The 26,896-nt window shown below is 31.5% G+C and carries 29 protein-coding genes; 10 read left to right on the forward strand and 19 right to left on the reverse strand.

The features are described from left to right. Positions 1–347: 347 nt before the first annotated feature. Positions 348–1,388, forward strand: coding sequence for a C45 family autoproteolytic acyltransferase/hydrolase (locus KA900_RS08210; protein WP_103373735.1), 1,041 nt, complete (start codon positions 348–350; stop codon positions 1,386–1,388). Between the two features lie 93 nt (positions 1,389–1,481). On the opposite strand, the gene KA900_RS08215 is transcribed toward KA900_RS08210, so the two are convergent. From KA900_RS08215 to KA900_RS08225, 3 genes are read right to left on the reverse strand one after another with little or no spacing between them, the layout of a single operon-like run. Beyond that, positions 1,482–2,333 (reverse strand): DUF4097 family beta strand repeat-containing protein, encoded by an 852-nt coding sequence (locus KA900_RS08215; RefSeq protein ID WP_103373734.1) that lies wholly within the window; start codon positions 2,331–2,333, stop codon positions 1,482–1,484. Continuing rightward, positions 2,330–2,890 (reverse strand): HAAS signaling domain-containing protein, encoded by a 561-nt coding sequence (locus KA900_RS08220; protein WP_096808873.1) that lies wholly within the window; start codon positions 2,888–2,890, stop codon positions 2,330–2,332. Before KA900_RS08220 ends, KA900_RS08215 begins: the two co-directional genes overlap by 4 nt. Before the next feature lie 50 nt (positions 2,891–2,940). After that, entirely contained in the window at positions 2,941–3,462 is a 522-nt protein-coding gene (locus tag KA900_RS08225) for a hypothetical protein (protein WP_115342070.1), read from the reverse strand. Between the two features lie 163 nt (positions 3,463–3,625). Here KA900_RS08225 and KA900_RS08230 point away from each other — a divergent pair, with 163 nt between their 5' ends. After that, on the forward strand, positions 3,626–4,186 hold the full coding sequence (locus KA900_RS08230) for a thioredoxin family protein (RefSeq protein WP_103373598.1): 561 nt from the start codon (positions 3,626–3,628) through the stop codon (positions 4,184–4,186). A 77-nt stretch (positions 4,187–4,263) separates the two neighbouring features. Here the strand turns inward: KA900_RS08230 and pmtD are convergent, their stop codons facing one another. The 7 genes from pmtD to KA900_RS14770 all read right to left on the reverse strand — a co-directional run bounded on the left by pmtD (position 4,264) and on the right by KA900_RS14770 (position 8,499). Further along, positions 4,264–4,992: a phenol-soluble modulin export ABC transporter permease subunit PmtD gene (gene pmtD / locus KA900_RS08235; RefSeq protein ID WP_096808870.1), complete on the reverse strand. Its 729-nt coding sequence runs from the start codon at positions 4,990–4,992 to the stop codon at positions 4,264–4,266. Next, complete coding sequence (gene pmtC / locus KA900_RS08240) at positions 4,992–5,864, reverse strand: phenol-soluble modulin export ABC transporter ATP-binding protein PmtC (RefSeq protein WP_103373597.1); 873 nt, start codon at positions 5,862–5,864, stop codon at positions 4,992–4,994. The genes pmtD and pmtC overlap by 1 nt, the downstream gene beginning before the upstream one ends. 18 nt (positions 5,865–5,882) lie before the next feature. Next, a complete protein-coding gene (pmtB, locus tag KA900_RS08245; protein WP_096808868.1) occupies positions 5,883–6,545 on the reverse strand; it encodes a phenol-soluble modulin export ABC transporter permease subunit PmtB in 663 nt (220 codons plus the stop codon). Positions 6,546–6,560: 15 nt separating this feature from the next. After that, the gene (pmtA, locus tag KA900_RS08250) at positions 6,561–7,448 is read right to left on the reverse strand and encodes a phenol-soluble modulin export ABC transporter ATP-binding protein PmtA (RefSeq protein WP_115342069.1); all 888 of its coding nucleotides are present in this window, start codon (positions 7,446–7,448) and stop codon (positions 6,561–6,563) included. Then, positions 7,445–7,825 (reverse strand): PSM export ABC transporter transcriptional regulator PmtR, encoded by a 381-nt coding sequence (pmtR, locus tag KA900_RS08255; RefSeq protein WP_096808866.1) that lies wholly within the window; start codon positions 7,823–7,825, stop codon positions 7,445–7,447. Before pmtR ends, pmtA begins: the two co-directional genes overlap by 4 nt. 147 nt (positions 7,826–7,972) lie before the next feature. Beyond that, a complete protein-coding gene (locus tag KA900_RS08260) occupies positions 7,973–8,167 on the reverse strand; it encodes an SE1626 family protein (RefSeq protein ID WP_096808865.1) in 195 nt (64 codons plus the stop codon). A 233-nt stretch (positions 8,168–8,400) separates the two neighbouring features. Then, positions 8,401–8,499: a Trp-rich small protein gene (locus KA900_RS14770; protein ID WP_096808864.1), complete on the reverse strand. Its 99-nt coding sequence runs from the start codon at positions 8,497–8,499 to the stop codon at positions 8,401–8,403. A gap of 199 nt (positions 8,500–8,698) precedes the next feature. Between KA900_RS14770 and KA900_RS08265 the strand changes: the two genes are divergently transcribed. Then, positions 8,699–9,991 carry an aminotransferase class I/II-fold pyridoxal phosphate-dependent enzyme gene (locus KA900_RS08265; RefSeq protein WP_115342068.1) on the forward strand — a complete coding sequence of 431 codons (1,293 nt, stop codon included), beginning with the start codon at positions 8,699–8,701 and terminating at the stop codon, positions 9,989–9,991. 46 nt (positions 9,992–10,037) lie between these two features. On the opposite strand, the gene KA900_RS08270 is transcribed toward KA900_RS08265, so the two are convergent. The 3 genes from KA900_RS08270 to groES form a co-directional block, all read right to left on the reverse strand. After that, on the reverse strand, positions 10,038–10,505 hold the full coding sequence (locus tag KA900_RS08270; RefSeq protein ID WP_210139429.1) for a DinB family protein: 468 nt from the start codon (positions 10,503–10,505) through the stop codon (positions 10,038–10,040). A 406-nt stretch (positions 10,506–10,911) separates the two neighbouring features. Further along, positions 10,912–12,534 carry a chaperonin GroEL gene (gene groL, locus KA900_RS08275; protein WP_096808861.1) on the reverse strand — a complete coding sequence of 541 codons (1,623 nt, stop codon included), beginning with the start codon at positions 12,532–12,534 and terminating at the stop codon, positions 10,912–10,914. A gap of 52 nt (positions 12,535–12,586) precedes the next feature. Next, the gene (gene groES / locus KA900_RS08280) at positions 12,587–12,871 is read right to left on the reverse strand and encodes a co-chaperone GroES (RefSeq protein ID WP_096808860.1); all 285 of its coding nucleotides are present in this window, start codon (positions 12,869–12,871) and stop codon (positions 12,587–12,589) included. A 175-nt stretch (positions 12,872–13,046) separates the two neighbouring features. On the opposite strand from groES, the gene mroQ reads away from it, so the two are divergent. Beyond that, positions 13,047–13,790, forward strand: a complete 744-nt coding sequence (mroQ, locus tag KA900_RS08285; protein WP_096808859.1) for an intramembrane glutamic endopeptidase MroQ — start codon at positions 13,047–13,049, stop codon at positions 13,788–13,790. Positions 13,791–13,996: 206 nt separating this feature from the next. On the opposite strand, the gene KA900_RS08290 is transcribed toward mroQ, so the two are convergent. Then, the gene (locus KA900_RS08290) at positions 13,997–16,009 is read right to left on the reverse strand and encodes an SdrH family protein (protein WP_210139430.1); all 2,013 of its coding nucleotides are present in this window, start codon (positions 16,007–16,009) and stop codon (positions 13,997–13,999) included. 191 nt (positions 16,010–16,200) lie between these two features. Between KA900_RS08290 and KA900_RS08295 the strand changes: the two genes are divergently transcribed. From KA900_RS08295 to agrA, 6 genes are all read left to right on the forward strand, one after another. After that, positions 16,201–16,830 (forward strand): nitroreductase family protein, encoded by a 630-nt coding sequence (locus tag KA900_RS08295; protein WP_096808857.1) that lies wholly within the window; start codon positions 16,201–16,203, stop codon positions 16,828–16,830. A 159-nt stretch (positions 16,831–16,989) separates the two neighbouring features. After that, the gene (locus KA900_RS08300; protein ID WP_103373159.1) at positions 16,990–17,775 is read left to right on the forward strand and encodes a carbon-nitrogen family hydrolase; all 786 of its coding nucleotides are present in this window, start codon (positions 16,990–16,992) and stop codon (positions 17,773–17,775) included. 745 nt (positions 17,776–18,520) lie between these two features. Continuing rightward, complete coding sequence (locus KA900_RS08305) at positions 18,521–19,090, forward strand: accessory gene regulator AgrB (RefSeq protein ID WP_103373158.1); 570 nt, start codon at positions 18,521–18,523, stop codon at positions 19,088–19,090. 2 nt (positions 19,091–19,092) lie between these two features. Continuing rightward, entirely contained in the window at positions 19,093–19,230 is a 138-nt protein-coding gene (gene agrD, locus KA900_RS08310) for a cyclic lactone autoinducer peptide AgrD (protein ID WP_103373157.1), read from the forward strand. Positions 19,231–19,255: 25 nt separating this feature from the next. Then, the gene (agrC, locus tag KA900_RS08315) at positions 19,256–20,551 is read left to right on the forward strand and encodes a quorum-sensing sensor histidine kinase AgrC (protein WP_103373156.1); all 1,296 of its coding nucleotides are present in this window, start codon (positions 19,256–19,258) and stop codon (positions 20,549–20,551) included. A gap of 12 nt (positions 20,552–20,563) precedes the next feature. After that, the gene (gene agrA / locus KA900_RS08320; RefSeq protein WP_096808852.1) at positions 20,564–21,280 is read left to right on the forward strand and encodes a quorum-sensing response regulator AgrA; all 717 of its coding nucleotides are present in this window, start codon (positions 20,564–20,566) and stop codon (positions 21,278–21,280) included. A 204-nt stretch (positions 21,281–21,484) separates the two neighbouring features. Here agrA and KA900_RS08325 read toward each other — a convergent pair whose 3' ends face one another. The 5 genes from KA900_RS08325 to KA900_RS08345 form a co-directional block, all read right to left on the reverse strand. Then, entirely contained in the window at positions 21,485–22,450 is a 966-nt protein-coding gene (locus KA900_RS08325) for a carbohydrate kinase family protein (RefSeq protein WP_115342049.1), read from the reverse strand. Next, complete coding sequence (locus KA900_RS08330) at positions 22,451–23,932, reverse strand: sucrose-6-phosphate hydrolase (protein WP_115342048.1); 1,482 nt, start codon at positions 23,930–23,932, stop codon at positions 22,451–22,453. 78 nt (positions 23,933–24,010) lie between these two features. Continuing rightward, complete coding sequence (locus KA900_RS08335; RefSeq protein WP_096808849.1) at positions 24,011–24,973, reverse strand: LacI family DNA-binding transcriptional regulator; 963 nt, start codon at positions 24,971–24,973, stop codon at positions 24,011–24,013. 371 nt (positions 24,974–25,344) lie between these two features. After that, positions 25,345–25,569 (reverse strand): sulfurtransferase TusA family protein, encoded by a 225-nt coding sequence (locus tag KA900_RS08340; RefSeq protein ID WP_096808848.1) that lies wholly within the window; start codon positions 25,567–25,569, stop codon positions 25,345–25,347. A 27-nt stretch (positions 25,570–25,596) separates the two neighbouring features. Next, positions 25,597–26,691 (reverse strand): YeeE/YedE family protein, encoded by a 1,095-nt coding sequence (locus KA900_RS08345; RefSeq protein ID WP_096808847.1) that lies wholly within the window; start codon positions 26,689–26,691, stop codon positions 25,597–25,599. Positions 26,692–26,896 lie beyond the last annotated feature (205 nt).

Here is a 26,896-nt window from a genome sequence, read left to right on the forward strand (position 1 = left end):
TATTCTAAATATTTTTAATGTAATATTCCATATTCAAGACATAAAATAAATTATTATTAAATCTAAATCTGTTAAAACAATCGACACGAATATACTCACTACTATTTGAAGTTGACATTATACTACTATAAAATAATTGTAGATGTTAATTACCCCACCAAGTTGATATAGCATCTCTTAATTTTCCATAATAATTTAACATACTCATCACCTCATTCAACTAACATACAAATTTAGTTTTAAAAGTTATCCTTATCATAACTGTCGAAGTAACATAATACAATTAACGTGAGATTACAATGAAGTGACATTTTTGTAAGATTACACTTTAATATAGGAGTTTAGAAATGCAAAATATACAATCAGATATTTTAACACATCGTGGGTCCCACTTTGATTTAGGCGTAAAAACCGCCGAATGGATGCAACAAACGCCCATGCTTAAAAATAGAGAAAGCGAATGGAAAAAACGTATGCCTCGTTTTGATATCCATATCAAAGAGACTTACGATGTTTTTCAAACTTATGCACCTCAAATTTGGGAAGAGATAAAAGGGATGCAAGAAGTTTTAAATCTTCCTACTAACCAAATGATACTTAATTTTGGACATTATCGTTTTACCCCGTTAAAAAATAGCGGCTGTACTGTATTCTTAGGTGAAGATTATATGGTACGCAATTACGATTATCACCCTGCTACATATGACGGTCGTTATTTACTATTTCAACCAAATGATGGCGGGCTAGCGCAGATTGGCCCAACATCTCGTATAACTGGGAGAATGGATGGTATGAACGAGGCCGGTCTAGCTATGGGTTACAACTTTATGCATCGTAAACATCCTGGCGATGGCTTTGTTTGTTATATGATAGGCAGACTCATTTTACAGTATTGTAAAAATGTGTCAGAGGCAATTCAACTTTTAAAGGAAATACCACATAGAAGTTCTTTTAGTTATATTGTCATGGATAAGCAACTCGCGTCTGCTATTGTAGAAGTTACACCGCGTTCAATTGATGTGCGCTATGATTCTACTTGCACGAACCATTTCAAACTTTTAACGCATGAAAATAGAAATTACACAAAAGAATCCGAAGAACGTTTAAAACGACTGGTCAATCATAAACCAACAAACTTAAATAAAGCAGACGCTTTTCAACTATTTAATGATCCACAGTACCAAATATACAGTAAATTGTTCAGAAGCTGGTCTGGCACTATACATACAAGTATGTATGAACCACAATCTTTAACTGCACAGATTGGAATAGGTCAAAATAGCTTTCCTACGAAAATAGATTTTGCAAAATGGCTTAAAGGCGATACGTTGTCTACCTACACTATTGCAGGTCACCTAGACACCGATTTAACATTTGCAACTTACTAAGTATTCCATATAAAAATATCTCCCTCTAAAGTTTTCACTTTTTTAGTGTCTACTTTAGAGGGAGCATTTCAATCCCTAAGCCTCTTTAAATTATTAATCGATATTAATATCTCCGTCATTTGTATATAACTCTAGAATATTGTCTCCGTTTCCTACTCTATCGTTCACAAAACGACTATTATTGATATTTGTTGTACCATGAACAGGGTATAATTTTAATAATATATTATTAGGTGCTTGTTTATAACTAATATTAATATCACCCTTTTTCGTAGATGCTTTAAAATTTGAATTAACATCTATATCTGATAAATATATATTACTGTGATTGGCTAACAGTACAGATTTCTGAATTAACGAGTTTTCACTTAATATTCTTGCATTTTCAGTTTTAATATCAGCATTTATAACTTCACTGTCATCGAGCTTTATTTGTGAGTTTACACCTTTATATAATAATTTTTCAAATTTAGTTTTGTCTATATTTACTTTACCACCATTTTTATTATTTTTAGATATTTCAGCTGATTTTATATTTAAATTCTTAATGTTAATAGAATTATAACTACTTGACAACTTAAGTTTATTTAATTTTTCTTTAGGTAAGGTGATTATTAAATGATCGTCAAACTGTCTAAAGGGGTTGAAATTTAAACCGTAGTGGTTTTCTAACTCCTTAGTTTCTTTTACCTTTAAAGTATTATCCACTTCTTTTATGTCAATATTTCTTTTACCTTTATATTTTATCGAAGTTTGGCCACCTGATTTAATTAAGACTTTACAATTTTCAGTCAATACATCTAAATTTTTAATATCATTCGTATTCAACACCTTATTAACAGTGTTCAATTTTTCATTTTGCTTTTCAAAACCGAACCAGGCAATACTTCCTATTAGGAAACAAATGATAAACAGCCCTAGTCCGCCTATAAATAATCGCTTCATAGATCTGCACTTCCTTTAATTGTTCGGATATTCCATCTTAGGTATTTTAAAATCAAGCGATAAACAAGCTGGCTCAACTTAGCAATAATCACAAACAACACGATACCTAATCCTGTAAAAGAAAAAGCAAAAAAATAATTACTAATTGCAAGGCTCATCATATGATTTAGTAATCCGTGAATAATTAATAATATGGGGCTGATTGTTAAGAAAAAAGCAACAAGCAATAAACCAAACATAAATACAGCCAATACCACCATTGGTAACAAAATAATAACTAACGAAAGAATCCCCATACCAAGGGATGCCATAATAGCTTTGACAATATTTTTAGCATTTGGTCTATATTCTGCAGAAACGATTGCATTTTTTACCATAATCTCTTTACCGATTTGCTTTGGGGATTCTAACGCGCCAATAATTTGATACTCATTTTTACCGTCACTTTCTTGTTCAAAAAAATATTGTTCATACTCATACATGATCTTGTCTCGCTCATTACGAGGTAGATTATGTAATTCTTGTTCTAGAGCATTTAAAAAAGTGATTTTATCCAAGTTATCTACCACCATTCAATTCGTAAAATTGAACCAAATTCTATTGCAATTCAAAAAATAACATACCTAAATGGAATGTCATTTTTAAAGTTACTTCTTATTGATTTCAATTTTTTTATTTTATTATCTTTATGAATGAGAGATAATTTTATTTGATTATCTTTATCCACATAAATAGTAGCCTTAAATCCATTACGCAATTTTTTCTCAATAAAATTTTTACCCAGATAGTTTTTTACATTTTGTATACGATTGTTAATTGAGGTGTTGAAATTCGTATTGATGCTCTGATCACTTATTAAAGTCATTGATTTAACCGTATCATTACTTTTATCAACTTTATAAATCAAGTCTGGCTGTGATTTTGTATAATAAATTTGATATTTTTTTAACATCACATCATCATTTTTAATATAATTACGAATATCAATCTGAGAATTAACCTTATTTTGATTAATCGTTAAACATGATAAATTTGTAGTTTGTTCATTTTTTAAATAATTAATTAGCATCCAAACCATTGCGGCCATTAATAAAAAAATAATAAATACCAAAGTTTTACGTCGTTTCAAAGTAGCTTACACACTCCATTATACGTAAACAATATAGCATACTCAGATAGTATTTTCATTTAAAACATATGATGAAACTTATCATTTTTCTGAGTATTAAAAATTTTCTTTCACTAACAATTGTTGCTATAATAATACCTAATAAATTAAAGGGGGAAAAACAATGACAAGTTTAGAAACTTATTTCAAAAACAGTCAACCGCTTGATCAATACATTGAGGATATGACTGAAAACCAAGAAAATGTACTATCTATTTATAATTCATTCTCAATTCCTCAAGATGATGAACGTCTTGAAAAAATTAAATCACTACCTTATAGCAAGGTGCTTGTTATCACGGAAGATTGGTGTGGAGATGCCATGATGAATCTTCCTATTTTGAAACATATAAGTGAAGCACTTCATTTTGAAGTGAGAGTATTTCACCGTGATGAAAACACAGATTTAATAGATCAATACTTAACGAACGGTACAGCTAGATCCATTCCAATTTTTGTTTTTCTTAACGATGAATTTGAACAACAAACTGTTTGGGGACCTCGTTCTAGACACGCACAGAACTTTGTTGATGAAACACGCTCAAAGCTACCTGCAAAAGATGACCCAACGTTTGACGATAAAGCTGCAGAAACACATGCAATTATCTCCAATCGTTACAAAACAGATTCACAAATGTGGAAATATGTCTACGACTCAATTTTAGATAAATTGATTACTAAATAACTAAAGACGTATGGATTGCGCTAATATAACCGCAATTCATACGTCTTTTAAAAAAATTTTAATTTCGGTTATTTATATTAAATATCTTTCTTAGATGCATAGAACAAGTTGATGATAAATAAAATAACAATAGAAGCTGATGTTATAAACCATTGCCAATTAGAAAACGTATAATCCCCAGTAGTTGTTTTCGATGTTAAATAACTAAATGGGATATATTTTAATGCATCTTGAATATTGTCTCCAATTTTTGGAATCATTGGTAAAAATGGTTCCGCAAACGGCACAATTAATACTAAGAAAATACCCAAAGTAAAGATAAGCGCTGTTTTAGGTACGATTAGCGCAAATAAATATAATAATAAACCAAAGAATAGATGAAACATTAAGAAAAACCAAAGTAATTCAAAGATTTTTTCAGTTTTAACATTTTCACCGTCTACAATACCTTGAACAATTAAAATGAAAATCACAAGTATCGCTGTTATTAATATTGCTATTAATATAATAGAAATTACTTTTGCAATAACATAACCTACACGGCTCGATGTCTTATTCATATACAATTGTATTGTTCCTTGAGATATATCGCGTGTAATGGTTTTAATTACAAAAAGCAAGCCCATAATTGAAAAGAACCAACTACCTATCGCAAGTAATGTATTTCCATTCATTTCGTCAGATTGTTGAACAAATAGAATTGTAAATCCAATCATTGGCAAAATAGTCAATAGTAACGCTAAATAAGTCAATGGACTTTTAAAAATACTAATCAAGTCATATTTTACAAGTTGAATGCTATTCATTATTGGCCGCCTTTCTGATTTATATTAAAGTAAGTATCACGTAAAGAACTTTTACGTGTCTCAATATATTTAGGGAATATTGATTTACTAGCCAGTCCTTTGAGGATATTTCTATAATTTTTTTGTGCTTTCAATATAATTTCTCCACTCTCTTTTTGTGACTGTAAAACATCAAAATGTTCATTTAAGTAAGCTAACCCTTCATCAAAATCTTCTAATTCAAGATGTAACACTGTAGAATCAGTGGGTGCGCCTTCTTTCATATCTACATCTTGTACAAAGGTACCATCCCGTAAGAATACAGCTCTATCACAAATTAATTCGATGTCTTCAAGTTTATGACTAGAGATTAATATTTTCATATCTAGTTCTTGTACGAGTGATTGAATAGTTGTTAAAACATCTATAGAACCATCCGGATCCATACCATTTGTTGGTTCATCTAAGATCAAATATTTAGGCTTATTCATCAAAGAAACTGCAATTGCTAACTTTTGTTTCATACCCATTGAATATTTTTTTATTTTCTTTTTTATATAATTGCGCATTCCAAAAGCATCAATGATTTGGTCAGCGTACTTTTTATCGAAGCCTTTGCCTAACACATTAGCGAACAGTTTCAAATTATATAAGCCAGACTTATTATCGTATAATTTCGGATGTTCAATTAAGTAGCCTATATTTTCTTTATTACTTAATTGTACCTCTCCTTTGTAATTAACAATATTGCCATTCATGACCTTCATCAGTGTTGTTTTACCTACACCATTTTTTCCTATTAAACCTACAATTTGACTATGACCGAAGTCAAAATCAATATGGTCTAATACATTATTGCTACCATACGTTTTCGTAATTTCTTTTAATTGCATAGTACGCCTCCTTTAAAATTAAGTTAATTTTCTATATTGAATTATATAATTTATCACAAAAAATATAATGCTTAGAGCTAAAAAGCCATAGTTAAAGCTATCTTTAAAATACTTAAAATGTTCAAAATTATAATTGAATAATAAGGAATATCCAATAATCATTATCGCAATTAAAAACGGAATAAAAATCAGCATACCTAATATATAAGGAATGAAAGAAATATATTCTGACTTTTGTTCAGTGTATTTCTTAAACCCTATTGGGATTGCAAATAAATTAATTGCAATATATGAGAAAGGCAATGTGAAATTAATATTAATTGCATCCTTTGAAAAATCATTATTTGTTGCACCATATAAAGATAAAATACCGGCACCAATTAAAGTGAAAATAATTACTGTGAGATAGTTGGCATTAAGTAAAGACAGTTTAGAAACTGGCAAACTGGCAAAAAAATGATATGCATGTTTATGTCCTAATTTACTATTAAATCGAAAGACATGACCAGAATCTAACACTGAAATGGCTACTAAAATCATTCCAAGTGTAGAGTATAATACTTTAGCTAAATTGGTATGATAGTCCAACACAAGCTGCAATGGAGACGCAACGAGTAAAACGGTATAAATAGCAATTGTCCATTTACGCAACTTAAGATTTCGAATAAGTAAATTTTTCATCTTAGACCTCCCGTATTATTCGTTTTCATAACGATCGTACTCATTATTTCGGGTCCCTTTTTCGAGATAAACCATTAAATCTTCAATTGTAGGAGTAGTAATTGTAACAGAATTCCCGAATATTTCATAAAATACATTGGCTTGTGTGGTTAAAGCAGTATATCCTGTTTTATTTCTTTCAAAATAATATGTGAGTTGAACTAACTCTTCATCAATTTGTTGAGGATCACCTTTAACAATTTGAAATTGCTTTAAAATATTATCTAAAAAATCACCTAAAGCGATGTGGCCATCTTTAATGTAAACTAAGTAATCCGCGATTTTCTCTAAATCTGAAATGATATGTGTGGATATAAAAACGGTTTTTCTTTCGTCAATTAATTCTTTTTGTATTATATCTAAAACTTCATTTCTAATAATTGGGTCTAACCCAGAAGTTGGCTCATCAAATATAAATAATTCAGCTTGATGGCTAAACGCAATCGCTATAGATAATTTCATCTTCATACCAGTTGAAAAAGTTTTAATTTTTTTATTAAAAGATAAACCAAACTTTTCAATGTAATACTTAAAGATCTCATGGTCCCAACGGCTATAAAAAGGAGCAATATAATTTTCAATTTTTTTAATTGTCCATTTATCATTAAGATATAATTCTGAATAAACAAAACCAATTTTATCTTTAATAGCTACAGCATTATTTTTCATTTTTTGATTAAAAATGAATATATCACCATCATGAGGTTCAATTAAATCCATAATCAACCTAATGATAGTTGTTTTTCCTGCGCCATTAGCACCAATAAATCCCGTTACAAAACCTTGAGGTACACGAAAAGTAATATCGTTCAATTGAAATGCTTTATGTTGATAATGAACATTTTTCAATTCTATAACATTCATTCTTCGTCCTCCTCATAGATTAAAGTAAGGATCTCTTGTAATTCAGACAATGACATCCCTATTGTCTTAGCTTCTTTACTCATCGATTTAGCTAAAGACTCTATGACTATAAACTGTTTTTCTTTTAATATTGAACTATCTTGTTCTTTTACAAATGTACCTTTACCTCTAATAGTAAAAACAAAACCATCCTTTTCCAAATCTTCATAAGCACGTTTTGTGGTAATCACACTCACACTTAAATCTAATGCTAACTCTCTCATGGATGGTAAATGTTCTCCAGGAACAACGTAGCCTTTTAAAATATTTTCTTTTATTTGTTGTTTAATTTGCTCATAAATCGGTCTTTCACTACTATTTTTCAAAAGTATTTTCATTAACGTCCTCCCCCATAACTGTATATATACAATATATACAATATACACACAGTTGTAAAGAAAAATTTGTAATAAAATTAAAAACGAAATAAAAGCTATAAATAAATGTATTTACTATGCGATACACTCATTTATAGCTTTTTAAAATTATTTCTTTTTATTATGTTGATTATTCCTTTTTCGTCTATCATTACTTCTATTTATAAATGCACAAACCATAAACATAATCGCGGCAATTAGTAATTTAATTCCAGAATTTTCATGACCTGTAGCTTGTAAATAGTAGCCAACAATAAATAATATGATAGCAATAATCACAAATATTTTTGTTAAATGTTTCACTATACTCACCCCAAATAACTACATTGTACCAAAGTTTTCTTTTAATTTCTAAAAGCATTACATTAGTATAATGCGTATTTACCATTTTCTAGTTACTAATTTCTATTACGCGCAATAAAATATATTGTTTGCAGTTTCTACTTTACGATGATAAAATATATATTGCATCCACGGATTATACTACACAACCCCAAGTCTGGTACCGCAGACTTGGGGTTTTTGTGTAAGGCCACCTATTTGTTTTTCCATTTGTCTTCTAACCAAACTCGAAATACAACAAGCAAGCCACCTGTTAATAACGTAACTATGATTTCTTGCCACCACGTAACCATACTACACCCCCCACAGAAAAAAGTACCATGTAGGAATTTGATGGCCTATTTATATTCTAACATAAAATAGAACGTGTGTTCGTATAAATAACTATAATTTTACAATTTTCTTATAAAACACGTGCAACACTTTAATTTTAACCTATTTCAAGATAATATAGATATATCATTTAAAAAAGTAAAGAGAGGTTGACCAACTATGAATCCTTTAGCTTTAGATTTAAACGAGCAATTATCTAAATCCAGCCCAGAAATTGCTGACATGCTTTCTGATCTTGGAAAGTTAATGTATTATCCAAAAGGTATTTTATCACAATCAGCTGAAGCAAAAGCTACTAAGTATAATGCTACAATCGGTATGGCAACATATAAAGATAGTAAAATGTATGCTGAAACATTAAACGATATGTTCAATCATTTAGAACCAGATGAAATTTTCCCCTATGCTCCACCTCAAGGTTTAGAGACGCTGCGCGACTTGTGGCAACAAAAAATGTTGAAAGAAAACCCTGATTTAAATTCTAATGACATGTCTAGACCTATCGTTACCAATGCATTGACACATGGTTTATCCCTAGTTGGAGATATGTTCGTTGATAGCGGCGATACGATTTTATTACCATCACATAATTGGGGTAATTATAAACTTGTATATAGTACAAGACACAGCGCTGAAATTGAAACGTATGACATCTTTGATGAGAATGGCCATTTTACTACTGAACAACTTGTTCATACATTAGAACAATACAATAAAGAAAAAGTTGTTTTAATTTTAAATTATCCAAATAACCCAACTGGTTACACACCTACAAAAGATGAGGCAACCATCATAGTTGATGCAATTAAATCACTTGCTGAACGTGGGACAAACGTAATTGCGTTAGTAGATGACGCATACTATGGTTTATTTTATGAAGATGTTTACACACAATCTCTATTTACTGCATTAACGAATTTACATTTATCAAACTTATTACCAATCCGTTTGGATGGCGCTACTAAAGAATTTTTTGCATGGGGCTTAAGAGTAGGATTTATCAGCTTTGGCGTTGAAGACGATACTACCAAACAAGTTTTAGAAGCCAAAGTAAAAGGATTGATAAGAAGCAATATTTCGAGCGGCCCAATGCCATCACAAAGCGCTGTTAAATATGTTCTTGAAAATCATGATGAATTTGATAAAGAGATTCAAAATAATATTAATACGCTAAACGATAGATACCGTGTTACAAAATCTGTTGTTTATGATGAAAAATATGCAGCATACTGGCAACCATATGATTTTAACTCTGGTTATTTTATGGCGCTCCAAGTTAAAGCCGTTAACCCAGAACAATTACGTAAACATTTAATTGAAAAATATTCAATCGGCATCATCGCATTAAATGATTCTGACATTAGAATTGCTTTCAGTTGTGTTGAAAAAAATGATATACCTCATGTTTTTGATTCCATTGCAAAAGGCATTGAAGATCTACAAAATGCTTAACAATAAAAAAGAGATGAAATTGCTAAAAAGCAATTTCATCTCTTTTTTATTGTTGTTGTTTCAAGACACGTGACATTTCTTCAATTTTACCGGCATGTAACGGGATATGAATCGCGTTTAGTACTAATAATTCATCTAATGTACTACAACCTGCAATCGTTTCAGTCAACTCAGCTTCTAATTCTTCATCTGTAAGTTTTCTAGAACGTTCAGGCAATGTTTGTAACGTATCTAATATCTCATTAATATCTGGTATTGTTTCGTCTTCCCAGTTTTCCGGTGAAGAACCATAACCAAACAGTTTTGTATATTTCTCTATATCCACTGTATTTTTATCATATAAAGATAAAGCTGTTTCGAATATAGTTAATACATGACCATATTGCCAATGTATCGTGTTTGGAAATAAATCAATTTTATCATCTAACACTTGATCATTATTCCAATTTTCATAATTTGAAATAAGATAATTAATGCCCATATCAATCACATCGTATACTGATTTTTTTGTCATAATTAAACTCCCTCCACAATTAGATATATCATACGTACAAGACACTCCTTTAACGTTTCAAGAGTTATCTAAAATGTACACTCACTCTCTACCCTTTTATTTATTAATTATTCATTTCATCTAAATTTATAATTAAATTTCAAATAATTTTAATTTCCTAAATCGTCCTGTTTCTACACATTTCTCACCATTACTACTGATAAAATTATCATATGGATAGCCAGTGTATGATTTATTTCATGTTCTTATTTATTAAAGCATGTTTCAGGATTAAAATTAAAAAACGTTTCTCAAAAGTTTGATAATCTAATGAGAAACGTCAATAAAGCATTATTTTAAAATTTTTACGTAAAATGATGTCATGTCAACAACCTAAATATTGATATAACAGCCTTGAATGGTTATTTTACATCATACCTGGCATACCACCCATGCCTGGTTGTGGGTCATTACCGCTTTCTTCTGGGATATTAGCTACAACTGCTTCAGTAGTTAAGAACATTGCTGCAACACTTGCTGCATGTTGAAGCGATGAACGTGTCACTTTTGTTGGGTCCACAATTCCAGCTTCTAGCATATTAACCCATTCGTTAGTTGCCGCATTAAAACCGACACCTACTTCTGAATTTTTAAGTCTTTCAACTATAATTGAACCTTCTAGACCAGCGTTTATTGCTATTTGACGAACTGGTGCTTCTAAAGCTTTCAGGACAATATTCACTCCTGTAGCTACATCGCCATCAGCTTCAATTTTAGATACTTTATCATAAATATTCATAAATGCTGTGCCACCGCCTGCTACGATACCTTCTTCCACAGCAGCTCTAGTAGAGTTTAAAGCATCTTCAATACGTAATTTGCGTTCTTTTAATTCAGTTTCACTTGCTGCGCCCACTTTAATTACTGCAACGCCACCTGCTAATTTAGCTAAACGTTCTTGTAATTTTTCTCTATCAAAATCTGAATCAGTTTCTTCAATTTGAGCTTTGATTTGGCTTACTCTTGCATCTATATTATTTTGATCGCCATCACCATCGACGATTGTAGTATTGTCTTTAGTAACTTCAGCTTTATTTGATGTACCTAACATATCAAGTGATGCATCTTTTAACTCTAAACCTAAATCATCTGTAATAACTTGCGCACCTGTTAAGATTGCTAAATCTTCTAACATTGCTTTACGACGATCACCAAATCCGGGTGCTTTTACAGCTACTGCAGTAAACGTGCCGCGCATACGGTTTAAAACAATGTTTGTTAATGCGTCGCCCTCTACATCATCAGCTACAATTAAAATTGGACGATTAGATTGAACTACTTGTTCTAATAGCGGTAAGATATCTTGGAATGATGAAATCTTTTTATCTGTAATTAAAATGTATGGTCTTTCTAGCTCAGCAACCATTTTATCGGAATCAGTTACCATATATGGTGATTGATAACCTCTATCGAATTGCATACCTTCAACCACTTCTAGTTCTGTGTTAAAACCACTTGATTCTTCAATAGTAATAACGCCATCATTGCCAACTTTTTCCATTGCTTCAGAAATATATTTACCGATTTCTTCATCTGCTGCCGAAATAGAACCAACTTGTGCAATTTCATTTTTATTATCCACATTTTGTGAAATTTCATGTAATGCTTCAATTGCAACGTCAACAGCTTTATCAATGCCTTGGCGTAAACCAACTGGGTTAGCACCACTTGTTACGTTTTTCAAACCTTCTTGAATCATTGCTTGTGCTAATACAGTTGCAGTAGTAGTACCATCGCCAGCAATCTCATTTGTCTTATTAGCTACTTCTTGTACTAATTTCGCACCCATATTTTCATATGGATCTTCTAATTCAATCTCTTTAGCGATTGTTACCCCATCATTTGTAATTAATGGTGATGTATATTCTTTATCTAATACAACGTTACGTCCTTTTGGTCCAATTGTAACTTTGACAGCATTTGCTAATTTGTCTACACCTCTAAGCATAGATTGACGTGCATCTTCAGAGAATTTTAAATCTTTAGCCATATTTCTCGTACCTCCATGTTGTTAGTATTTTATAAAGTTAATTTTTTATTTTCTATTCAATAATTGCTAAAATATCGTCTTCATTAAGGATTAAATAAGTTTCGTCTCCACGTTTAACTTCAGTACCGGCAAATTGTTGAAATACAACGTTATCGCCTTCGTTTACTTCAGGAGCAACTCGAGAACCATCTTTTAAAATACGCCCTGCACCTACTGCAATTATCGTACCTTCGTTTGACTTCTCTTTAGCGCTATCTGTTAATACGATACCACTTTTTGTTGTTTGCTCTTGTTCTATTTTTTGAATAATTACTCGGTTACCTAATGGTTTTAACATTGATTGTTCCTCCTTAGAATTAAAAATCTTTAGCACTTAGTTAATCAGAGTGCTAATCTACTTTCTATAATAATCAAAGTTGGTCAATATTTCAAGTTAAAACCATCACTGTTTATTTTGTATGAAAAACTAATTTGCGCTAAAATAGAGTATAAACTATTTTTGGAGGTTCATTATGTCTCGTTTGTGGGTATCCATATTGACATTAATTATTTATGGCCTTGCACAATATGGTGTTTTATTTTTTCATATGGCAGGCTTTTTTAACAATCTAAGTGGTAAATCATTAGCATTTGCTAATATTTATACACAAGTAACTTTATTTATTATTGCAGCATTTATCATCATTATTATCAACAACTTTATTTCTAATCCTACACAGCTTGAACAACAGCATAAGGAAAAGAAACGTTATGCAATTTTATGGTCATTAATTGGATATGTATGTGTTATGTTTTATCAAATTATTGCCGGCATTATCAATATGTATGTTCTAGGTGGCCCTAAATCAAGCCCTAACACTGAACAATTAATGAAAGTAGCCCAAGAAATACCTGTCTTTATTATTTTAATCTCAGTAGTAGGGCCTATTCTTGAAGAATATGTATTTAGAAAAGTTATATTCGGTGAATTGTATAACCTTATGAAGGGTAGTAAAGCGTTACGATTCATTGTAGCTTCAATCGTAAGTTCTATTATTTTTAGTGCTGCGCATGGCGACCCTGCTTTCTTTATAATTTACTTTGGCATGGGAATGATTTTTTCAGGTTTATATGCTTTTACAAAACGTATATGGGTGCCAATTGTTGTACATATGATGCAAAACGGTTTTGTAGTTATCATTCAAGTTTTAGTAGGGCCAGAAAAAATAAAAGAATTACAAGAAACAGCTTCATTTATCTTTAATTTAATTATTTAGATTATTGGAGTGACAAAATATATTAAGAAAAGAGCCTGAGACAACGATTGTCTCAGGCTCTTTATTGATATCAAAAGCATGTGGTTAAACCAAAAACATCATTGTTTCAATTTTGATATCCACGCTTAGGAAGGATAACGAAACTTTTTCTAGATTAGGTTTTTCTTTCATCTCTTTTTTTATGTCAATTCAATTAATGACTGTATTTATTTTATTTTGCTGTTTTTACGATGAACAAAATATCCAACCAGTACACCTACAAAAATTACAATAATCGCTGTGATTAAAGCAAATAAAGTGCGTTCAAATTTGATATCAATGGTATTTTGGGCATCTCTTTTTGTAGTCTCGGTTATTTCTTCATCACTACTTGAGTGATACTCATATTTGCCTGAAGCATTTTTGGTTTTTGGATTTTTCAAATCTGGCATTGAACCAATTTCTCCAGTAATCAATGCTAATACTTGATTATCTAAATTTTGATAATAATCTTGTGATTTTAACGGGTTAAAATACTGGAACTTAAAATAATTTGTGCCTTTTTGTAACTCGTTTAAAAAACTATTATCATCAAATTTGTGTGGTCTAAGCATTGATAAAATTTCTTTGTTCGAAACATCATCTTGATTATCGTTTAATTGTTTTGCTTGATTCACAACAAAAGGATTATATTTGAAAGATCCAGTAGACATTTGGCTAAATCTGTTTAAAATTTGATGTTCATTATTTATATTTGAGGATGCTTGTTTTGTACTTTCATTAGCTGGTAAATTACCATAGTTTAATTCGCTATGTTGGTTATTCGAATGAGACCTTTGTGTAATGTTGTTTTGCTGACCATTAGACTTTTCATTTTCAACTGATCTTTGCACATTAGGTCGTGATGGGTTTGAAGGCCTATTTGGTTGTATTCGTTGATAATTATCACCGATATCGCCCTTATCATCTTCATTATTAGGCTTCGAAGGGTTATTAAGATTATTGGAGTTAGACGACTGACCTGAGGAAGTTGAATTACCTGCCCCTTCGTTTGTATTACCTACGCCATTTGGATTTGTTGTGCCCTCGCCATTCGAGTTGTCTGGGTTGGTTGGCGTGCCTCCACCACCATTATTTGGTTGTTCCGAATTGTTTGAATCATCTGCACCTTCATTGGTGTCGCCAGATTCATTCGGATTTGAGGTGTTTCCATCATTAGGTTTATCTGGATTTGTTGGCGTACCTCCACCACCATTATTTGGTTGTTCCGAATTGTTTGAATCATCTGTGCCTTCATTGGTGTCGCCAGGTTCATTCGGATTTGAGGTGTTTCCATCATTCGGTTTATCTGGATTTGTTGGTGTATCTCCGCCACCATTATTTGGTTGTTCCGAATTGTTTGAATCATCTGCGCCTTCATTGATGTCGCCAGGTTCATTCGGATTTGAGGTGTTTCCATCATTCGGTTTATCTGGATTTGTTGGTGTATCTCCGCCACCATTATTTGGTTGTTCCGAATTATTTGAATCATCTGCGCCTTCATTGGTGTCGCCAGGTTCATCCGGATTTGAGGTGTTTCCATCATTCGGTTTATCTGGATTTGTTGGCGTACCTCCACCACCATTATTTGGTTGTTCCGAATTGTTTGAATCATCTGTGCCTTGATTTGTGTCATCAGATTCATCCGAATTTGAGCTATTATTGTCATTTGAATTATTTGAATCGCTCGGCATACCTCCGCCGTCATTACTTGGTTGATCCGAATTTGTATCGTCACTTATATCTGAGTTTGAAGTACTATCATCGTTTGTATTATCTGAATTGATCGGTATATGTTCATCATTTGATTCATCTGGATTATTGGATGTGCTTTCGCCATTATCGTTTGGTTGATTCGAATTTGTTGAATCATTTGTGCCTTCATTTGTACCATCATTTACATCTTGATTTGGTATATCCGTTGAAGCATTATTTGTATTAGCAGTTGCTTCATCAACATTCGAATTTGTATTTTCTGTATTATAGTTTGTTGCATAAAGGTCAGAAACTGAAGGCATAAACTTTGAATTTACCGCCTTATTTTTATCGCTAATATCTTTGGCTAAATTCATTGATAAATTGTTATTTTTGTTAGTATCTTTATTTTCTTCTTCGGCTAGAATAGGTTTAGACATTAAAGTAGCTCCTACAGCAAAAGCGAAGCCAGAAACTAACAGTTTATTTGTTTTATACCTTTTCATTCTCTCACCTCCGATTATTCATTTTACATTCAGTTTTATTATATTAGAAAGCATACTTTTTTTCATTAGTTAGATGCTTTTTGAAAGGAAAAAGTAATAAATCTGAAATTTTTTGTAAAAACCCTATTTACAAACTCTGATATAATATTTATACTAGGTATATAATTTGAATTATTAAAGGAGCTATCATAATGGGAATTTTCACTAAAAAATCAAAAGATTTAGATGCATTGCAAAATGCTATAGAAACTAGACGCACAGTATATAGTTTAGATAAAGAAATTTCAATTTCTGATAAAGAAGTTGAAAATATAATTGAACACGCTATTAAACATGTACCATCTTCATTTAACTCACAATCAACACGCGTTGTATTATTATTGAATAATAATCATGATAAATTTTGGGAAATCGCAAAAGAAGAACTTAAAAATGTAATGGGCCCTGACCGTGATTTCCAACCTACTGCAGACAAAATTGACAATTTCAAACATTCACATGGCACTATTTTATTCTTTGAAGATGAAGAAGTAATCGAAGGTTTACAAAATCAAATGCCAAACTACGCAGAAAATTTTGCGGTTTGGTCTAATCAAACAAATGCTATGCACCAATTCGCAATTTGGACAGCATTAAGTACTGAGGGCATTGGTGCTTCTCTCCAACATTACAACCCTCTTGTAGATGTAGCCGTTGCTGAAGCATTTGATATTCCAAAAACTTGGAAACTTGTGGGACAAATGCCTTTCGGTAATGTCCGTGAAGAAGCTGGCGAAAAAGAATTTAATGATGTAAGCAAACGTTTCCTTATTAGAAAATAATTAAACTCATATGCTAGTTAATAGAATTAAATTTTTATAATTTTTATAACTGACGGTAAGTTGTTAAACTTCCCTGTCAGTTTTTTTATTAAACAAATTTTGAATTTTCTAAAAATATTTAGTATATTAACTTTAATACTAAATTAAGGGGCGATAGAGATGAATATAGAAGTCTTTCAATTTAAAATTGAACCATCTAATGTTTCATTAAATGAAGAAACAATTAAAAATTGGTTTTCTAAATATGTGACATCAGAAACAGATGTTGTCGTATTACCAGAAATGTGGAATAACGGTTATGCCCTACCTCAATTAAATAAGCTTGCTGATCAACAATTATCACGAAGCTTTGAATTTATATCAAAATTAGCGATACAATATCATGTTGATATCGTTGCGGGTTCTGTATCAAACAGTATGAAAGAAGATATTTATAATACTGCCTTTGCAGTATCTAAACACGGTTATCTCATTAATAGTTACGATAAAGTACACCTTGTTCCTATGTTAGATGAACCACTCTATATGAGTGCAGGTAATGCTGTTCCTGAACCCTTTTCACTTTCGAATGGAGTAAAAATTGCACAAATCATTTGCTATGATTTACGTTTTCCTGAATTACTACGTTATCCAGCACGTAAAGGCGCAGAAATAGCAATTTATGTAGCACAGTGGCCAAGTGTTAGATTAGATCATTGGGTTGCGCTGTTGAAAGCACGAGCAATTGAAAATGATATGTTCGTTATCGGTTGCAATAGTTGTGGTGATGATGGTAAAACCGAGTATGCGGGCAATTCTATTATTATTAATCCTAATGGCGAAGTGATAGACCAACTCAACGATAAAGAAGGACAACTAAGTTGTTCTTTAGATTTAAATGAAGTATCTAAACAACGTGAATCAATACCAGTTTTTAAAAATTTGAGACCTCATCTTTATAAATGAATATAAAAAACCGTGAGCTTGGGAGGGACTCACGGTTTTGTAACTTATTATTAAGGGAATGTTTTATACAGTTATTTCTCTATCTATTTTTGGGGATGTTATTAATTATGAAAAAAATTAGTGAATTTATCGATTAAAATGATAAATTGAATGATGTTTACGATAGCTTACATGTTTAATTTTAATTTGTCTCTGTTATAGACAATGTTAAAATTGAATTGGATTTGAGACTGGGAAAGGTCTACAAATACAAATAAGGGATTTGCTTAAAGAATTAAGCGAGTTGTGTACTTATTTAGTACTATTTTACGAAATCACTAGCTATTGCTGAAAAGGTTCTTGTCACTACATCAGCCTCCTCTTGTCCGTATTCAAAGAACTGAAAACGATAACTAAACTTGTAACTTCAATAACTATACGAAGAAAGCACAGTTACAATTTTTAGTTGTATTAATTAGACTCCTGCTCATAAGTCTAATCAATATAGTCATTTAAACGATTCAGTTAAAATGACTCAAGCAATGTTATCACTTCTTTGTGATACAATTATATTTAACCATATATCTGTTTAATTGCGTGAGATATTCCCTAACTCGTAATATTTCATACTTATTCGTTAAGAATTGTATGTTAAAATAAAGAAGATAAGAATTTCAAACAGTTAGGAATTCAAAATATACACTTAAGCAATGAGACGCCTAAAATATAATTAAAATTGTATAATACGAGTGAGGAGAGAAAAGCCATGTTAAAGGTAATTGACAACAAAATCGAAAACTTAGCACGAAGCTTACAAAAACGCAACAACTTAGATCATATAGAATATTTAAAAATGCGTTTAGGCATGCAAGTTTTTGTAAACAATTTTTTTAAAACGGTTGTAATTTATGGCGTTTCTATCCTTTGTCATCTATTTTTATACACACTAACTGTCCACTTATCATTTTTTATAATTAGGCATTTTGCGCACGGCGCGCATGCTAGAAATTCTTTAACTTGTTATTTAGAAAGTCTGATTTATTTTATTTTACTACCTTGGTTAATCGGGTATATACAAATATCATCTTTGGTAATGTACCCCTTAGCTGTTATAGGTTTAGTTATAATTATAATATACGCACCATCTATTACTAAAAAGCAACCTATTCCAGAACGGCTAAGAAAAGGTAAGAAGATGAAGGCAACAAGTGTAACGTTACTGTTGTTGGTAATTTCAATCTTTTTAAATGAGCCTTATCAACAACTAATGTTACTTGGAATTATTATTATATCTATCTTGCAACTCCCAATATTTTTTCCTAAGGAGGATGATTAATTATGAATATTTTTGGATCAATTTTAACAATTTTCGCGAAGTTTTTTGCTTTTATAGGTGCTATTTCAACTGTCAACCCTTGTGGTGGCTACGTAGATGAACCTGAAGTACCTAAAGAATTAACAAACCTATACGAATAATAGTTGGTTAGAAAGTGTGTATAATATGTCAGCGTTAATTTCAGTATTTTTATCATTATTGCAAGTAATTATTTTATTTTACAATTTGAAACTTTTTAATGGCATAAATTATACTAAAAGGGATTATATTTCAATTATTGGGATAATAATCCCTTCTACTGTTTTATTCGTATTTGTGAATACACAAGCAGTAGTATTTCTTTTTGTTTGTAGTTTAGTATTTATGTATTTTAAAAAGAAATTTATGGGTATAGTTTCTGTCTTAATTTGCTTTTTCATTTTATATATGGCTAATTTTACAAGTTTATGGTTAAGTACTTTGCTTGTAGATTTGGTGTCAATTGATAATGCTTTCACTATATTTTTTGTAATCATATTTACAATTGCTTCAATCATTTATACGTACATTGCTAAATTTTTTATTAAACGCTTATCTTTTTCAGATTTATCGTTAAACAAAATATATTTAACGTTAGTTAGTTTATTTTTATTAACGATTTTAGGGTTAATGTATTTTTATTTACCACAACAAGATGTAACTTTTGGTGATGCTAAATTTATTTCAATTATGTATGCAGTCGTAATTGTTACTACTGCGATTTTAATTGTTACCATTTCTTTTAGTATTATTCGCCAAATCCAGTATAAGCGTAATATGCAAGAAATTGAAAATTATTATAAATATACGTTGCAAATCGAAGAAATTAATAATGAAATGCGTAAATTTCGACATGATTATGTTAATATACTTTCAACTTTATCTGATTTTATAAGAGAAGATGATATGGAAGGCCTACGTAAATATTTCAATGAAGAAATTATGCCGATGCAAGATAATATGCAAATGAAGTCACTCAAAATTAATGGTATTGAAAATTTAAAAGTTCGTGAAATTAAAGGTTTATTAACTACTAAAATTTTACAAGCACAAGAAAAAAACATTAGACTAAGCATTGAGGTGCCTGAACCAATTGAAAAAATTGATATGCCAATTATCAATTTAAGTAGAGTGATTGGTATATTACTAGATAACGCGATTGAGGCATCAGAAAAAATTGAAGAAGATCCTTTAATTCGTATTGCTTTTATTAAAAATGAAGACGCATCTGTGACATTTATTGTTATGAATAAATGTAAGCCAGATATGCCTAGGGTACATACATTATTCCAAGAAAATTATTCTACAAAAGGTAAAAACCGAGGATTAGGTTTATCTAACCTAAAAGAAATAACCGATGCAACTTCCAATGTTTTATTAGACACGACCATTGATAATAACTATTTTATTCAAAAAGTAGAAATATTAAATTCAGATTCATAAGGATGTGTATATATGAAAATATTCATTTGTGAAGATGATGAGAGACAACGTGAAAATTTGGTTTCTATTATCAATAATTACATCATGATAGAAGAAAAACCGATGGAAATTGAAGTAGCAACCTCTGATCCTTATGAGGTATTGGAACATGCAAAGGAACTTAAAGATATCGGTTGTTACTTTCTAGACATACAATTAGAAGCTGATATTAATGGTATTAAATTAGCGAGCGAAATCCGAAAATATGATCCAGTCAGTAATATCATTTTCGTCACTAGTCATAGTGAACTGACCTATCTGACATTTGTTTATAAAGTTGCGGCTATGGATTTTATTTTCAAGGATGATCCTGATGAATTGAAATCAAGAGTTATTGATTGTCTTGAAACTTCTGAAACACGATTGAAATTACTTTCTAAAGAAAGTACTGTAGAAACAATTGAATTAAAACGTGGAAGCAATTCTGTTTATGTACAATACGATGATGTAATGTTCTTTGAGTCTTCCTCTAATTCTCATCGTTTAATTGCCCATTTAGATAATAGACAAATTGAATTCTATGGTAACTTGAAAGCAATCGACAATTTAGATGAACGCTTTTTCAGATGCCATAATAGTTTCGTTATTAACAGGCACAATATTGAATCTATTGATTCTAAATCACGTATTGTTTACTTTAAAAATAACGAACACTGTTACGCTTCCGTACGTAATGTAAAAAAAATTTAATACATACTAAACTTAGCTATGAAAAATCAATGACGATTGATTTTTCATAGCTATTTTTTTATAGTTGTAGAGATTGAGACACAAAATGGTATGCTTTCTTTAAAGAGAGCATATCAAAATGAATTGTTTTAACCTTAATGTTTACTATATTGGTAATAGCTTATTGAATTAAATATATACTCATTTCGTTCTAAGCCTTTGTTTTTAACCTTTTAATGCTTGTTCTACCTCATCCAAAGTGGGGATACTACCGATTGCACCGTATTTGGTCGTAACTTTTGCAGCTACTATATTACTAAATTGCAGCATTGTTTCGCCTTCAATTTTCAAAGCTTCTATAGGGTTATTGATTTGAGATACTGATAATCTATTAATTAATGCACCTATAAATGCATCACCAGCACCTGTTGTATCTACTGCTTGTACTTTATATCCTAAATGACTAATGACTGTGCCATCTTTTAAATGAATTTCAGCACCATCTCTACCTTTAGTATAAATGACCGCTTCAACAGTGCCTTGGAACAGCCATGCGACCGCTTTTTGTTCATCTTCAAATCCTGTTACAAATGTTAATTCTTCGTCAGAAATTTTCACAATATGTGTTAATGGTAGAAACTCATGAATGGCTGCTCTACAAGCCGCTTCACTGTCCCATAATGGTAAACGTACATTAGGATCAAAAATAATAGTACCATTTACTGATTTAACCTTATCTATTAATGCTTTATGCGCTTGTTTCATTGGGCTGTCTACCAAATCTACTGAACAAAAATGTAGCATATCATTTTCCGATACTGTGATATGTGCTATATTGTTAGCATCATACAACATATCTGCAGATGGTTTGCGATAAAATGAAAAATCTCGTTCACCGTCCTTAGTTAAACTTACAAATGCTAATGCAGTGTTTGCTTCATTTGTACGCTGAATATAATCAGTTTTGACACCAATCTCTTCTATTGTCTCAACAATTAAATCTCCGAATGCATCGGTACCTAATTGCGTTATCATTTCAGCTTGTCCGCCCAATTTTGTCGTCGTACAAGCAACATTGCAAGGAGCGCCCCCTACCTGCCTTGTAAACCCTTCAACGTCTTTTAATTTTGAGTCCTTCTGGTCAGGGATAAAATCTATTAGTGCTTCTCCTATTGCAAGTAAACGTTTCATTTATTTATCATCCTTTAAATCATATTTTGTAAAATTAAGAAATACTTGTCCAGATTCCGTAGAAGCTTTTATACCTATGGCTTCATCATCCGTAAAAATTCTTGAAGTCATCACACGCTCACCATCATTACAGAATAGTTCAATACTTGAAGTATCAACAAATAATTGCAATTGAGATAAAGGCTTATCTAAATAGGTACTTCGTGTTTTTCCATCAACTGGTTCTGGCAATGTACCACTTTCACTGCGATCCAATGTGATTTTTCTTGTTTTCGTATTATAAGTGATGAGTGTCGATTGTAATTTAGATGCTCTGATTTCAAAATAGATCTCAGTAGCTTCATTTTCTAAAATATCAATGATTAACTCAAATTGTTTACCTTCATATGGATACAAAAAACGTGTAAATTTATTTGCATAACCTAGCGCTGTTTCCTTATTAGATCTCAATTGTTGAAGCGCCTTAATTGGACGTTGTTTTAAATCGCCTTGCTCAATGGACAAAATACGTGGGATTGTTAAACAATGTGCCCAATCATCAGAGTCAGAAGGATAATTTATTTCTGGCAAACCCATCCACCCTATTAGTATTCTGTTTCCAGAAGCATCTGTAAAAGTTTGTGGTGCATAAAAGTCAAAACCATGATCTAATTCATGAAAATCTCCATGATTCATGTCTAAATTTTCGATATCGTATTGGCCCATGATATAACCAGATTGATATATATTTCTAAATTTCTCTCCTTCTGGTTCAACACCTTGTGGACAGAATAATAATAAATCAAAGCCATCTAAATTAAAATAGTCTGGACATTCCCACATATATCCAAAGGCATCTAGTTTGGTTTGAATTTCACCTTGAAACGTCCAATTAACAATATCTTTGGATTGATATTGGAGTATTCGGCCGAACCCTTCCTCATTTTGAGCAGCAATAAAGGCATAATAAATCCCATCTTTAACATACACTTTTGGGTCTCTAAAATGCTGTGTATAACCTGACGGGGGCCCCGATATCACAGCTTTAGGAAATTTATGTACTTCACCGTTTTTATGCACTTTAGCTATATGTTGTGTTGATTTTCGATTCCAGTCTTCATCTCTGTGATTGCCAGTATACATATAATATAAGTTATCTTGATAAACAAACGCACTGCCACTATACACTCCGTGACTATCATCTTTTGTATCTGGTTTTAATGAAATACCTTTATCGGCAAAATTGATTAAATCTTTACTTATATATGTATACCAATATTTCAAACCATGAACAGGTCCTAAAGGGAACCATTGATGAGAAATATAATAGTCTCCGTTAAAATAAATAAGTCCATTAGGATCGTTTAATAGTCCTGTTTTCGGTTGTATATGAAATAATTGTCTATATTTGGATTGATTAACACGTTCTGTTAATTCATTTATTGTATCTTGATCCATATCTTCATAACGTTGATAACGTTCATCTCTTGTCCATTCACGCACTGTTTTTCCTCCTATTGCAAATTCTTCCGGATTTTGGTACCGGTTCCACTTAATATAATTTATCATACCATCGATTGTTTATATTTTAAATGACAGACTGACATCAATTAATATTTTAGACTCTGCTGGAACGTGTTGAATCAGTTTCTCTAACTGGTTCATAGCTACTTCACCAGCTTCTTCAAAGTGATATAGCACAGTTTGGATTGATGGGGAGACAATTTCAGTAACTGGATCGCCACCAAATCCAACAACCATTGGATTAAACATTTGATTTGATTGTTCTGAAATCACTTTATGCACTGCTAATGCAATAGAATCTGTCGCGCCTATAACTACTTCTAAGTCTGGCGATGCATTAAGTGTTTTCTTTACATCTGGCATTGCTTCTTTAAAATTGAATGAGGTTAATGTCATTTGAGGCATTACACCATTTACTTTCAAACCATCTATAAGCCCTTCTTTCCTCTGTATGCCAACTGCCTCATCGCTTTCTGTAACGCCAAAAAACTGAACACACGTAAAACCCTTTTCTCCAATATATTTTCCTACTAAATAACCAGCTCGATAATCGTCATGAATAACACAATTCAAATCAGTATGTGCTTGCCCAACGATGATGACTGGTACATCTATTTTATTAATCACTTCTAAATGTCGGTCAGTGATTTCTGTAGCCATAAAAATGATGCCATCTACTTTGCTTCTATTAAAGGTTTCTAACGCGTCTATTTCTTTTTCAATATCTAAATTTGTGTAATTAAGTAATAATCTATAATTTAAATTATCACAAATTGTTTTAACACCCTGAATAGTTTCATCAACAGCAAAAGAGTTCATACGTGGGATAATCGCACCTACCATATTCGTCCTTCTTGCTCTTAAACTTTGTGCAAATTGATTGGGTTGGTAGTTATTTTCACTGATAATTTTATCTAATTTTTGTTTTGTTTTATTACTGACTGAACCATTATTTAGATACCTAGAAACTGTACTTTTAGATACACCAGCAATTTTTGCAATGTCTTCAATGTTTTTCATAAATTTTCACTCTCATTAATTTGCTATTGTAAACATCATCTATTTTATCATATTGCAACCGCTTTAAATACTATTTAAAAATAAAATGAACTATGTTGGCTAAGAAACGCTTGTGCTTAAGATATTTGTTTCAATAAACGCCTGCCAATATAATAAACCATTGTGCTATCTATATTTAATTATCATAAATTGTCTTCAAAAATTGAACACTTAACGTAGAAAAACACCTTCGTATAAATTCATTTTATTATGAATCCAACGAAGGTGTTAATATATTATTTAAAAATTGGCTTTATTCACTTGGAATAAACCCAGATTTTTATTTCAATCATGAACATCTATATTTCAGTCCGACTATTTATTGAAAAGCATTATGCCTTTTGAACTGTAATTGTCCATGAAGCATCATCTAGCTGTTCGTAATTAGTCACTGGATAACCTTCTTCAGCTGCCCAGTTTGGAATCGCTTCTGTTGCTTGCGTGCAATCAAAGTCAATTTTTAACTCCTCACCATTTTCCAATGTACTCATTTTCTTTTGTGCTTCAATTAAAGGGAAGGGACATACCATTCCTACTGTTCCTAATTCATGTACCATAATTAATTCCTCCTTTAAGTTAAAATCTTAAGTCGTTTGAGTTTGCGTTGAAACTGTATGCTTCGCAGATTTTTCTACTTTTTGTGCTTTTTTCATTGGTTTGATAAATATAAAGTAGCTCATGAACCATGCACCTAATATCATGGAAGCAAGTGCTATCCAACCTTTCCACGACATTGTAGCTGTTTCTACTAATCCGTTTCCTATTGAACAACCGCCAGCTACTGATGCACCAAAGCCCATGCAAACACCGCCAATAATGCTGTTACGAATTGTTTTCTTATCTGGTAATCTCCACTTAAATTCTTTGGATCCTTTGGCTGCAATATAAGAACCAGCAAAAATTCCTAAGACAAGGAAAACACCCCAATCTAAAAGCTTAAGGTCTCCAGTTACGAAAAATTGAACTAAGTTTGCAGATGGCGTTGTGATTCCTAAACCATACATTCTTCCTGTAGATTCACTGACAGGCCATGCTAAAAGTGCAATGAGACCAACTGCTATAGCTGCTACAAATGGATGATATTTTTTCTCAAATAAATAATGACGAACGCCTGTAAATTTTTGCTTTAATTTCGGAACTGCAACTTTTGGTTTTGGTTTACGCAATGTTTTCACAACAAATGTGATAGTTATAATCGTTAATAACAAAACCCAAACCCAAGTTGGAATACCAGTTGTTTGTGACATACTAGTATTTACATTAGTTGGTTTATTAACCCCGTCCATTAAAGGTAACAATAAACCAAATTTAGTAGCAGCAGAAGTAAATGCATATGCGATAAGTGCTAACCAACTTCCAATCAATCCTTCTCCAGCTCTATACCATGTCCCAGTGGCGCAACCACCAGCTAATATGATACCAATCCCAAAAATAAATGAACCTATTACCGTTCCAATTATTGGATATGTTGATTCTGGAATTTGTACTAATCCAGTGGAAGTCAATATTAATAAGCCAATACTTTGTACAGATATCGCTATTAATAATGCGTAGAACATTTTGTTACTTTTTTGAATATACATATCTCTAAAACCGCCAGCAAGACAAAATCGTGTACGTTGCATGACAAATCCTAGAAGCGCACCCACGACCAATCCACTGATTATTAACCACGTCATAACATTACCTCTTTTCCCGATAAAATCAATATGAATTATCATATTAGATTTATATGGAAATTTCAACCTTTAATGATTAATAATTTAAAAAAAGTATAAATTCACTAATTAAATATGAAACTATTTGGAAAATAAAAAAGCTTTTTATAAATGTATCGTCATGATTGGTGACTTACATCTATAAAAAGCTCAGTGCTTTAAAATC

This window comes from Staphylococcus sp. GDY8P120P, from assembly GCF_017892065.1.
GTDB classification, from domain to species: Bacteria; Bacillota; Bacilli; order Staphylococcales; family Staphylococcaceae; genus Staphylococcus; species Staphylococcus nepalensis.

What these genes read in the sequence shown, in the direction of transcription:
- KA900_RS08210 (WP_103373735.1), top strand. Translation starts at nt 348, where the DNA reads ATGCAAAATATACAATCAGATATTTTAACACATCGTGGGTCCCACTTT.
- KA900_RS08215 (WP_103373734.1), bottom strand. Translation starts at nt 2,333, where the DNA reads ATGAAGCGATTATTTATAGGCGGACTAGGGCTGTTTATCATTTGTTTC.
- KA900_RS08230 (WP_103373598.1), top strand. Translation starts at nt 3,626, where the DNA reads ATGACAAGTTTAGAAACTTATTTCAAAAACAGTCAACCGCTTGATCAA.
- pmtD (WP_096808870.1), bottom strand. Translation starts at nt 4,992, where the DNA reads ATGAATAGCATTCAACTTGTAAAATATGACTTGATTAGTATTTTTAAA.
- pmtC (WP_103373597.1), bottom strand. Translation starts at nt 5,864, where the DNA reads ATGCAATTAAAAGAAATTACGAAAACGTATGGTAGCAATAATGTATTA.
- pmtB (WP_096808868.1), bottom strand. Translation starts at nt 6,545, where the DNA reads ATGAAAAATTTACTTATTCGAAATCTTAAGTTGCGTAAATGGACAATT.
- pmtA (WP_115342069.1), bottom strand. Translation starts at nt 7,448, where the DNA reads ATGAATGTTATAGAATTGAAAAATGTTCATTATCAACATAAAGCATTT.
- pmtR (WP_096808866.1), bottom strand. Translation starts at nt 7,825, where the DNA reads ATGAAAATACTTTTGAAAAATAGTAGTGAAAGACCGATTTATGAGCAA.
- KA900_RS14770 (WP_096808864.1), bottom strand. Translation starts at nt 8,499, where the DNA reads ATGGTTACGTGGTGGCAAGAAATCATAGTTACGTTATTAACAGGTGGC.
- KA900_RS08265 (WP_115342068.1), top strand. Translation starts at nt 8,699, where the DNA reads ATGAATCCTTTAGCTTTAGATTTAAACGAGCAATTATCTAAATCCAGC.
- KA900_RS08270 (WP_210139429.1), bottom strand. Translation starts at nt 10,505, where the DNA reads ATGACAAAAAAATCAGTATACGATGTGATTGATATGGGCATTAATTAT.
- groL (WP_096808861.1), bottom strand. Translation starts at nt 12,534, where the DNA reads ATGGCTAAAGATTTAAAATTCTCTGAAGATGCACGTCAATCTATGCTT.
- groES (WP_096808860.1), bottom strand. Translation starts at nt 12,871, where the DNA reads ATGTTAAAACCATTAGGTAACCGAGTAATTATTCAAAAAATAGAACAA.
- mroQ (WP_096808859.1), top strand. Translation starts at nt 13,047, where the DNA reads ATGTCTCGTTTGTGGGTATCCATATTGACATTAATTATTTATGGCCTT.
- KA900_RS08290 (WP_210139430.1), bottom strand. Translation starts at nt 16,009, where the DNA reads ATGAAAAGGTATAAAACAAATAAACTGTTAGTTTCTGGCTTCGCTTTT.
- KA900_RS08295 (WP_096808857.1), top strand. Translation starts at nt 16,201, where the DNA reads ATGGGAATTTTCACTAAAAAATCAAAAGATTTAGATGCATTGCAAAAT.
- KA900_RS08300 (WP_103373159.1), top strand. Translation starts at nt 16,990, where the DNA reads ATGAATATAGAAGTCTTTCAATTTAAAATTGAACCATCTAATGTTTCA.
- KA900_RS08305 (WP_103373158.1), top strand. Translation starts at nt 18,521, where the DNA reads ATGTTAAAGGTAATTGACAACAAAATCGAAAACTTAGCACGAAGCTTA.
- agrD (WP_103373157.1), top strand. Translation starts at nt 19,093, where the DNA reads ATGAATATTTTTGGATCAATTTTAACAATTTTCGCGAAGTTTTTTGCT.
- agrC (WP_103373156.1), top strand. Translation starts at nt 19,256, where the DNA reads ATGTCAGCGTTAATTTCAGTATTTTTATCATTATTGCAAGTAATTATT.
- agrA (WP_096808852.1), top strand. Translation starts at nt 20,564, where the DNA reads ATGAAAATATTCATTTGTGAAGATGATGAGAGACAACGTGAAAATTTG.
- KA900_RS08325 (WP_115342049.1), bottom strand. Translation starts at nt 22,450, where the DNA reads ATGAAACGTTTACTTGCAATAGGAGAAGCACTAATAGATTTTATCCCT.
- KA900_RS08335 (WP_096808849.1), bottom strand. Translation starts at nt 24,973, where the DNA reads ATGAAAAACATTGAAGACATTGCAAAAATTGCTGGTGTATCTAAAAGT.
- KA900_RS08340 (WP_096808848.1), bottom strand. Translation starts at nt 25,569, where the DNA reads ATGGTACATGAATTAGGAACAGTAGGAATGGTATGTCCCTTCCCTTTA.
- KA900_RS08345 (WP_096808847.1), bottom strand. Translation starts at nt 26,691, where the DNA reads ATGACGTGGTTAATAATCAGTGGATTGGTCGTGGGTGCGCTTCTAGGA.